General features: G+C 79.0%; 1 protein-coding gene. It reads right to left on the bottom strand.

Going from position 1 to position 310, the window contains the following annotated elements; genetic code table 11:
- Positions 1-121: 121 nt before the first annotated feature.
- The coding region (locus PUR71_RS00965) for a hypothetical protein (protein WP_329924356.1) at positions 122-310 on the bottom strand (189 nt) is incomplete at its 5' end.

Raw genomic sequence — 310 nt, 5'->3', positions numbered from 1 at the left:
CGGGTAGAGCGTGCGCAGCGTGTCGCAGTGCGGGCGCGAGCCGCCCGCGCCGATGCTGTTTGTGCGGCGGCCCAGAGCTGGACTCGTTGGGCTAGACGTTGGCTACGGGACGGGCCTACGTTCACGTCCTGTACTGGGAGGGCGTGCCGGGCACGGGCTCGAAGGCCCGCGCCGCAGCGGGCTGATCCCGGAGTTCTGCTGCGGCGCCGGGGCCGGGGTCACGGGGGGTGCGGCCGGCTACGCGGCGGCCGGCGCGGCCGTGGTGGCGGCCCGGCGCCGACGGCCGGGGGCGGCCGCCGGGCGGGCGGCG

This window comes from Streptomyces sp. SP17BM10 (assembly GCF_036322405.1).
GTDB lineage: Bacteria > Actinomycetota > Actinomycetes > Streptomycetales > Streptomycetaceae > Kitasatospora.
Note: the sequence above shows the minus strand (reverse complement) of the source record. Positions and strands in the feature narration are given on the sequence as shown.